Origin of the sequence: Clavibacter sp. (assembly GCF_014802555.1) — a bacterium.
Lineage (GTDB): Bacteria > Actinomycetota > Actinomycetes > Actinomycetales > Microbacteriaceae > Clavibacter > Clavibacter sepedonicus.
In genome coordinates, this window is record NZ_JAAVCB010000128.1 from 1 (window position 1) to 8448 (window position 8448).

At 75.6% G+C, this 8448-nt stretch carries 11 protein-coding genes; 5 read left to right on the forward strand and 6 right to left on the reverse strand.

Annotated features, from left to right (window positions below):
- The coding region (locus tag HDR73_RS14215; RefSeq protein ID WP_287136213.1) for an integrase core domain-containing protein at window positions 1–117 on the forward strand (117 nt) is incomplete at its 5' end.
- Here HDR73_RS14215 and HDR73_RS14220 read toward each other — a convergent pair.
- The 3 genes from HDR73_RS14220 to HDR73_RS14230 all read right to left on the reverse strand — a co-directional run bounded on the left by HDR73_RS14220 (window position 114) and on the right by HDR73_RS14230 (window position 2263).
- Window positions 114–674, reverse strand: coding sequence for a GNAT family N-acetyltransferase (locus HDR73_RS14220; RefSeq protein ID WP_041464747.1), 561 nt, complete (start codon window positions 672–674; stop codon window positions 114–116). The genes HDR73_RS14215 and HDR73_RS14220 overlap by 4 nt on opposite strands.
- A 65-nt stretch (window positions 675–739) precedes the next feature.
- Window positions 740–1279, reverse strand: coding sequence for a hypothetical protein (locus HDR73_RS14225; RefSeq protein ID WP_012300150.1), 540 nt, complete (start codon window positions 1277–1279; stop codon window positions 740–742).
- 9 nt (window positions 1280–1288) lie between these two features.
- Window positions 1289–2263, reverse strand: a complete 975-nt coding sequence (locus HDR73_RS14230) for an AraC family transcriptional regulator (protein ID WP_012300151.1) — start codon at window positions 2261–2263, stop codon at window positions 1289–1291.
- Window positions 2264–2377: 114 nt separating this feature from the next.
- On the opposite strand from HDR73_RS14230, the gene HDR73_RS14235 reads away from it, so the two are divergent.
- A complete protein-coding gene (locus tag HDR73_RS14235) occupies window positions 2378–3103 on the forward strand; it encodes an SDR family NAD(P)-dependent oxidoreductase (RefSeq protein WP_012300152.1) in 726 nt (241 codons plus the stop codon).
- Between the two features lie 16 nt (window positions 3104–3119).
- Here HDR73_RS14235 and HDR73_RS14240 read toward each other — a convergent pair whose 3' ends face one another.
- Window positions 3120–3296, reverse strand: a complete 177-nt coding sequence (locus tag HDR73_RS14240; protein ID WP_158309447.1) for a hypothetical protein — start codon at window positions 3294–3296, stop codon at window positions 3120–3122.
- A gap of 189 nt (window positions 3297–3485) precedes the next feature.
- On the opposite strand from HDR73_RS14240, the gene HDR73_RS14245 reads away from it, so the two are divergent.
- Genes HDR73_RS14245 through HDR73_RS14255 form a run of 3 tightly spaced genes read left to right on the forward strand, consistent with a single transcriptional unit; the run spans window position 3486 to window position 5820 of the window.
- Window positions 3486–4001: an ASCH domain-containing protein gene (locus HDR73_RS14245; RefSeq protein WP_012300154.1), complete on the forward strand. Its 516-nt coding sequence runs from the start codon at window positions 3486–3488 to the stop codon at window positions 3999–4001.
- Between the two features lie 5 nt (window positions 4002–4006).
- Window positions 4007–4936, forward strand: a complete 930-nt coding sequence (locus HDR73_RS14250; protein WP_012300155.1) for a methyltransferase family protein — start codon at window positions 4007–4009, stop codon at window positions 4934–4936.
- 23 nt (window positions 4937–4959) lie between these two features.
- Complete coding sequence (locus HDR73_RS14255) at window positions 4960–5820, forward strand: aldo/keto reductase (RefSeq protein ID WP_012300156.1); 861 nt, start codon at window positions 4960–4962, stop codon at window positions 5818–5820.
- Window positions 5821–5860: 40 nt separating this feature from the next.
- Here HDR73_RS14255 and HDR73_RS14260 read toward each other — a convergent pair whose 3' ends face one another.
- Together HDR73_RS14260 and HDR73_RS14265 are read right to left on the reverse strand one after the other, a co-directional pair.
- Window positions 5861–7195 (reverse strand): MATE family efflux transporter, encoded by a 1335-nt coding sequence (locus tag HDR73_RS14260; protein ID WP_086935969.1) that lies wholly within the window; start codon window positions 7193–7195, stop codon window positions 5861–5863.
- Between the two features lie 98 nt (window positions 7196–7293).
- Window positions 7294–8448 (reverse strand): MinD/ParA family ATP-binding protein (locus HDR73_RS14265; protein WP_502709180.1); only part of this gene is annotated, 1155 nt, incomplete at its 5' end.

Sequence of the window (8448 nt, forward strand, 5' to 3'; positions counted from 1 at the left end):
CGCGCCGCGACCTACCCTGCCTGGCTGCATCACTACAACCACCACCGCCCCCACACCGGCATCGGCGGACTCACGCCCGCCGAACGCGTTCACAACCTCACTGGGAACTACAGCTAGGCGCCGTCGGCGGGTGCGTCGCGCAGGTCGCGCGTCATCCACACGCTGTCGCCGTGCGCGGGATCTGCGGTGACGCGGCCGCTGTCGACGAAGCCCGCCCTCTCGAGGACGCGGAAGGACGGCGCGTTCCAGCGGCGCACCGTGGCCCAGAGCCGCGAGCGGCCGGTGTCCCGCGCCGCGTCGACGACGGCGTGCGCCGCCTCCGTCGCGAACCCCCGCCCGTGGAACTCCCGCAGCAGCTCGAAGGCCATCTCCTGCTCCTCCACGGAGGCGCTGCCGACGACCAGGCCGCAGTAGCCGACCATCCCGGGCTCGTCGCGACGCTCGATCGCCAGCAGCCGGATCCCGGTGCGCATCGACTCCTCCGCCTGCACCACGAGCCGGGTGCGGACTTCGTCCCGCGAGGGATGGCCGTCGCCGTCGATGCGTCGCGAGGCGGGGCCGCGGGCGTCGCGTTCGGTCCAGAGCCGGTGCACGACGTCGGCGTCCGCCGGGCCCATCGGTCGCAGCAGGAGGCGCGCGGTCTCGAGGTGCGCGGGCAGCGGCGGGGTGGGCAGCCGCTCACGCTACGACGGGCGCATCCGGGTGCGGCTGGGAGCGGCGGGATCGGTCGCCGAGCGGATCAGTGGACCGCGAGCTCCACCGCGAGGACCGCGACGCCGAGGACCGCGACGCCCGCGAGCACGAGCGTCTTCACGCCGAACCCGACGCGGAGCCGGCGGACGGCGATCAGCGTCACGAGCACGAGGGTCGCCACGAGCACGATCGCGATGATCCGCAGGGCCGCCGTCAGGTCGAGCGCACCCAGGGCGGCCAGGCCGAGGATCGCCATCGGCGCGGGCAGCACGCCGAGCGAGCTGCCGCAGACGTAGAGGATGTGGCCGACGTCGCGCCGGTCGGGCACCTCGCCGTCGCGCACCATCTGCGCGATGTACTCCGCGACCGACACCGCGAGCAGCGTGCCGACGACCGTGAGCAGCAGGGTGAGCGCGGCGCCGCCCACGGTCGCGTGCTCTGCCTCGCGCTCGGTCGCGATGGTGACCGCGAGCGCGGTGAAGGTGACGTAGATCCGCTCCTTGAGCGCCTCGGAGCGCTGCTCGGCGTCGGGGGCGCGGCGGCCGCGGGGGTCGCGGCGGTCGGGGACGTGCTGCTGGTCTTCCACCCGCTCAGGCTAGGCGGGCGGCGGGCGGTGACCCGCGGGCGCGGACACGACGCGCTGCTCGGCACCCGGCCGACGGATCCGCGTCCGGTACGTGACCGGCGCCTCGCCCGTGTGCCGCTTGAAGGCGGAGCTGAAGGCGCTCTCGGATCCGTAGCCGAGCGCGAAGGCCAGCTCGCCCACCCGCCTGTCGCCGGACCGCAGCTCGCGGCGGGCGAGCAGCATCCGCCACTCGATGAGGTACGCGAGCGGCGTCGTCCCCGCCACCTCGCGGAAGCGCTGGGCGAACGACGAGCGCGACATCGCGGATGCCCGGGCGAGGCTGTCCAGGCTCCAGGCACGCGCGGGCTGCGCGTGGATCACCGCCAGCGCAGGCCGCAGCCGCTCGTCGGCGAGGAGCCGCAGCCAGCCCGCGGGCACGTCCGGATCGAGCATCGAGGCGCGGACGATGTCGAGCACCAGCAGCTGCCCGTACTGGCGGATGGCGAAGGCGGATCCGACGCGATCGGCGGCGAGCTCCCTCGAGATCCGCTGGACGTGGGCGCGCACGTCCGCCCCGACCGGGCTCCGCCGGTCGATGTGCGCGACCGGCGGCAGCACGGAGGTGAGCAGCTCGCGGCCGACGGGATCGAGATCCACGCGTCCGCCGATGAGCACGTCGGCGTGGGGGTCGCGCAGGTCGGCGTCGCGGAGGGGCGTGCCGGGTGCGGGCGGATCCACGTGCGTCAGCGGCCCGTCGCCGCTCCCGCCCTCGAGCGTCAGCCACGCGCGGCCGTTCAGCACCGCGACGTCGCCCTCGGCGAGCTCGATCGGGGCGTCGAGGCCGTCGGCGGTGAGGCGAGCGCTGCCGACGACGACCGCGATGAACTTGAGGTCTTCGTCGATCGCGCTGTGGATGCGCCAGCGTCCGCGGGCCGCCGATCCGCCGGAGACGACAGCGCGCACCTGGATGAGGTCGAGCACCTCGGAGAGCCGGTCGTCGGTCATGCTCGGACTCTACGACATGGGATGCGCACTCCACGTGATTCCGGATCCGATCCCGCGGCCGCAAGCTCGACCCAGAGCCGAGCATCCGCACGGCCGGACCAGCAGGAGGAACGCATGATCGCTCTCGTCACCGGAGGCAACAAGGGGATCGGCCGCGAGATCGCGGCAGGGCTCGCGGGGCTCGGGCACACCGTCGTCATCGGCGCGCGCGACCTCGGGCGCGGCGAGGAGGCGGCCTCGGCGCTGCGGGCCGCGGGCGGCGACGTCGGGGCGGTCGCGCTCGACGTGACCGACCGGGCCTCCGTCGCGGCCGCTATCGAGGTGATCCGGGGCCGTCACGGCCGCCTCGACGCCCTCGTGAACAACGCCGGGATCAGCCACCGGCCCGGTGCCGACTTCGCGGGTCAGGTGCCGGGATCCGGCGACGTGGACCACGTCCGCTTCGTCTTCGAGACCAACGTGCTCGGCGTGATGGCCGTCACCGAGGCGTCCCTGCCGCTGCTGCGCCTCTCGGACGCCCCGCGCATCGTCAACGTCTCGAGCAGCGCGGGATCCCTCGCGGCCATCTCCGACTTCGCGAACGCGGACCCGATCGCGCTCGGCTACGTGCCGTCGAAGACCGCGGTCACGGCGCTGACGATGATGTACGCCCGCGGGCTCGCGGCCGAGGGGATCCTCGTGAACGCGGTGTGCCCGGGCTTCGTCGCGACCGACCTCAACGGCTTCCGCGGCGTGCGCACCCCCGAGCAGGGCGCGCGGCAGGCGGTGCGGATGGCGACGATCGCGGCCGACGGCCCGACGGGCACCTTCACGGACGAGGACGGCCCCGTCGCCTGGTGAGCGCGGGCGGCACGGGTCAGAACGGGATGCGGAGTCCGCCGCTCGCCGCTATGGAGAGCCAGAGCATCGCGAAGAGGGCGGTCGCGACGGCGACGAGCAGCAGGAGGAGGCCGGCGATGATGCCGAGGGCCGATCCCGCGCGGAAGCAGACCACGGCGAGGGCGCCCAGGAGCAGCGCGAGCAACCCGATCACGAGACCGGCGATCATCGCGGGCCGACCGCGGAGGCGGACGCGTGTCGTGCGCGACGAGGGCCAGGAGCTTCCACGACCTCAGGCTAGGGGGAGGTGGGTCCTCCGTCGCGGGTGACGGCGTCGGTCGTGCGCGCGCTTCGAGGACGTCCCGGCCCCGACGCCGCCGACCCGCGTGGGAGCATCGGATCCATGAGCGATGCGACCGCGCCCGTCTCCCCGCCCGACCTGGCCGCCGCCGCCCGGATGTGGGACGCGTACGCCGTCGCGCACCCGCAGGCCGTCGCCGCGGGTCCCGAGCACACGGTCGAGCTCTTCGGCGACCACGCCCGGCTCGCGGACGAGCTGCTCGGGATCGTGCTGTCCGGCCGCAAGCGCGCGACCGCCGAGCTCGTCGCCGACTTCCTCGCGCGCGGCGACGAGGTGCCGCGCATCGGATCCCACTGGATCGCCTGCGACAGCACCGGGGCGCCGCGCATCGTGATCCGCAGCACCGAGCTCCGCGTCGGACCGTTCACGAGCGCCGACGCCGCGTTCGCGCACGACGAGGGCGAGGACGACCTCTCGCTCGAGAGCTGGCGCACCCAGCACCGCATCTACTGGGAGCGCGTGAGCGCGGCCCGCGGCGCGGTGTGGTCGGCGAGCGACGAGATCGTGTTCGAGCGCTTCGCCGTCGTGTGGCCGCCGGAGCACGCGGACCCGCGGTGAGGCGGATGGGGCCGGTGGCCGCGGGCACGTGGGCCCGCCTCTGGTTCGCCGCGCAGGCGGCGGGCGGCACCGCCTGGTGGATCGCCGTGCCGACCGTCCCCGCGGTGCGCGTCGCGACGCTCGGGTCGCTGGATCCGCTGCCCGTCGCCCTGCTCGACGTCCCGATGTTCGTGGTCGGGTCGGCGCTCGCCGCAGCCGGGATCCGGTGGGCGGCCGCCGTCGCCTCCGCCTGGACGCTCCTCGTCGCCGTCGCGCTCGCCGCCTACGCGACCGTGACGACCGAGGCCGGGATCGGCGTCGTGATCATGGCGGTCGCCGCCCTGGGGTCCCTCGTCGCCTGCGCCCTGCTGCTGGTCGGCCGGCTGCCGACCCGCTGGGCGCTCATCGGCCCGCTCGCGGCACGACCCGCCGACGCGACCGCCGCCACCTCCCGGCACGTGCTCGCGACGGCCCTGCAGATCGTCGTCTTCTGGGGCTCCTTCCTCGTCGTCGCGCCGCTCGCGATCCGGTGGCTCGAGATGCGCTGGCGAGTCGCGGTGCCGCTGCCGTCGGCTGCGCTGCCCGTCGGGATCGCCGTGCTGGTGCTGGCGAGCGCACTCGGGATCTGGTCCGCCGCCGCCATGTCGACCCGCGGCGGCGGCACCCCGCTCCCGGCCGCGACGGCCACGCGCCTCGTGATCGCCGGCCCCTACCGCTTCGTCCGCAACCCCATGGCGCTCGCGGGCGTGACGCAGGCGGCGGCCGTCGGGCTGATCCTCGGGTCGTGGCTCGTCGTCGCCTACGCCGTCATCGGCTCGTCGCTCTGGAACCACGTCGTGCGCCCGGGAGAGGAGGCGGACCTCGAGGCCCGCTTCGGGGATCCGTTCCGCCGCTACCGCGCCGCCGTGCGCTGCTGGGTGCCGACGTTCCCGGGCGTCCCGGGGACGCCGCGCTGACGCCCCGGCCCGATCGGCGGAGGATGGACCCGATGGCTGACACCGAGATCCCCACGACCACCTTCCCCGACGGCCGCACCGCGGTCGCCCTCGCGCAGGGCACCTGGAACATGGGCGACGAGCCCGCCGCCCGCGCGACCGAGCTCGACGCCCTGCGCGCCGGCCTCGACGCGGGCCTCACCGCGATCGACACCGCCGAGATGTACGGCAGCGGGCGATCCGAGGAGCTGGTCGGCGAGGCCATCGCCGGTCGCCGCGACGAGGTCTTCCTCATCAGCAAGGTGCTGCCGTCGAACGCGTCGCGCCGCGGCACGGGCGAGGCGGCCCGCCGCAGCCTCGCGCGCCTCGGCACCGACCGGCTCGACCTCTACCTGCTGCACTGGCGCGGATCCCACCCGCTCGCGGACACGGTCGCCGCGATGCAGGAGCTCGTCGAGGAGGGGCTGATCCGCGGGTGGGGCGTCAGCAACCTCGACGCGGTCGACCTCGACGAGCTGGCCGCGATCCCCGGCGGCGACGCCGTGCAGACCGACCAGGTGCTCTACAACCTCGCCCAGCGCGGGCCCGAGCACGACGTGATCCCGTGGGCCGGATCCCGCCGCATGCCCGTCATGGCCTACTCACCGCTCGACCAGGGCCGGCTCGCGACGGATCCGACGCTCGCCGCCCTCGCCGACCCCCTCGGCGTGAGCGCCGGCCAGCTCGCGCTCGCGTGGGTCGTCCGCCAGGCGCCGCACGTCTTCGCGACCGCTAAGGCGGCCACCGTCGCGCACGTCGCCGAGAACCGCGCGGCGCTCGACCTCGTGATCCCCGAGGAGACGCTCGCGGCGCTCGACCGCGCGTTCCCGGGGCCGCGGGGTGCGGAGCCGCTCGCGATGTACTGAGGCGCGCCGCGTCCGGGCGACCCGTCCGGCGCCGCGCGCGTCAGGCCCGCGCGGCCCCCGTCACGATCCACCGGTCGCCGCGTGCCCTGAGGCCCAGCGTGAGCGCCCGCGCGCCGATGTAGACGAGGCCGAACGCCGCCCACAGCGCGAGGAGGGCGGGGGTGCCGGCGACGGTCCCCGACTCGGTGAGCCAGGCCACGAGGATCAGCGCGGGCGCGTAGATCGCCAGGTTCACGAGGCCGGCGAGGGCGAGGTAGCGGGCGTCGCCGGCGCCGATGAGCACGCCGTCGAGCACGAACACGTAGCCCGCGACCGGCAGGCCGATCGCGAGCACGAGCGTCACGGCGGTGAGCATGCGGTGGATCCCCGCGTCGCCCGTGAAGACCGGCCCGAGCAGCGGCGAGAGCGCGGCGAGCAGCAGGCCGAGGATCGCGCCGAGCCCCACGCCCCACTGCACGAGCCGCCGCGAGACCGCACGGACGCGCGGCACGTCGTCGGCGCCGAGGCCGTGGCCGACGAGCGCCTGGCCGGCGATCGCGAGCGCGTCGAGCACGAACGCGACGGTCGAGAAGAGCGTGAGCGCGATCTGCAGGGTCGCCAGCCCGGTCACGCCGAGGCCCGCGCCCACGGCGACCGTCGCGAGGATCGCCGCCCGGAGCGACGCCGTGCGCACGAGCAGCCAGCCGCCGGACGCCGCCGAGCGCGCGACGCCGCGGATCCCGGGCCGCAGCGTCGTACCCGTCTCGCGCGCGGCCCGCGCGGCGATGGCGACGAACACCGCGGCCATGCCCCACTGCGCGAGGACGGTGCCCCACGCGGATCCCGCGATGCCGAACCCGAACCCGTAGATGAGGACCGCGTTGAGCGCCGCGTTCGCCGCGAAGCCGGAGACCGCGACGACGAGCGGGGTGCGCGTGTCCTGCAGGCCGCGGAGGAGGCCGGTCGCGGCGATGACGAGGAGCATCGCGGGGATCCCCGCGAGCGAGATGCCGAGGTAGGTGCGCGCCGCGTCGACCACGGCGGCGGTGGCTGCGGGATCCGCGTCGGCGCCGCCGGTGTCGGCGACGGCGCGCACGAGCGGATCCGCGACCACGAGCCCCAGCACGAGGACCACCGCACCGAGCGCGAGCGCGAGCCACAGGCCGTCGATGCCCGCGCGGATCGCGCCCGGCCGGTCGCCCGCGCCGAGCCGTCGCGCGACCGTGGGAGTCGTCGCGTAGGCCAGGAAGACGAGCAGGCCGATGATCGTCTGCAGGATCACGCTCGCGATGCCGAGGCCCGCGAGCGGTGCGCTCCCGAGGTGGCCGACGAGCGCGGTGTCGGTGAGGAGGAACAGCGGCTCGGCCACGAGGGCGCCGAGCGCGGGCACCGCCAGCGCGAGGATCTCGCGGTCGAGCGGGCGGCGGATCCGCGGACCGCGCCCGGTGGACCCAGGCGAGGGCGAGGGCGCGGATCCGGGCTCGGACGCGCCCGTCAGCGCACCGCGTGCGCGAGCCGCTGCACGACCCCCGCGGTCGCCGCCGTGAAGGCGCGCGAGACCTCGGGGTCGAGCGAGGCGAGCGAGATCGGGCCGCGCTCGGCGATGTGCGCGTCGTACGGCACCGTGAAGATCTGCGCCGGGCGGGCGTCGTCGAGGATCCGGTCGATGCGCGCGACGACCGCGGGATCCTCCGGGCGCCCGTCGTGCAGGCGGATGATGATCGCGTTGTCCGCCAGGACGCCCGCGTGCCCGCCGAGCTCGCGCAGGAAGTCGAGCAGCGCGACGGCCTCGAGCACCGCGTCGCCCGCGTTGAGCACGGGGACGACGAGCACGTCGGTGACCTCGATGGCGCCGCGGAACGCGGACGACGACGGCTGGTTGCCGGAGTCCATCACGCGCATCGCGTAGTACTCGTCGATGAGGCGCGAGACGCCGATGACGTCGTCGCCCGTGAGCTCGCGGCGCGGCCCGACGGACGCGACGACGGAGGCGAAGCTCGTCTGCGGCGCGGTGTAGCCGGCGAGCTGGCCCGCGCTGTGGATCTCGTCGCGGTCGCGCACGAGCTCGCCGAGCCCGCGCTGCGGCTGGCCCTCGGCGCGGTAGCCGAGCGCCCCGGGATCGTCGGTGACCTCGACCACGGCGACGGATCCGCCGCGGACGGAGCCGAGCACGCCGCCCAGGATGAGGGAGGTGGGCGTCTTGCCGACGCCGCCCTTGCGGTTGGCGACCAGCACGCTGACCGCGCGCGGCCAGGTGGCCTGGCGGATCACGCGCTCGTCGCCCTCGCGGCGGGCGACCTCCGCGTTCGCGGCGGCCTCCTCCGCGCCGGGCCCGATCTTGAAGACGCCGCCCGTGACGGCGTTCATGAAGCCGCGGAAGCCGGTGCGCGCGACGGCGGGGCCGCGCGGCGGGCGCTGGCCGGTCTGCTCGGGGAAGAGGGTGAGGGCGCTCGTGGCGGCGTCGGCGCGCGGGGTGCGCATGACGTAGCGCTGCGGATCCGCGTCGGGGAACGCCGTGAGGTCGGTGCCGGGGCGCGGGGCATCGGCGGGCTCCTCGACGTCGTCGGGCGCGGCGGGGAGCGAGGCGACCGGGGTCGGCTGGGGCTCGACCGCGGGAGCGGCAGCGGCAGCGGCGGCGGCAGCGGCGGC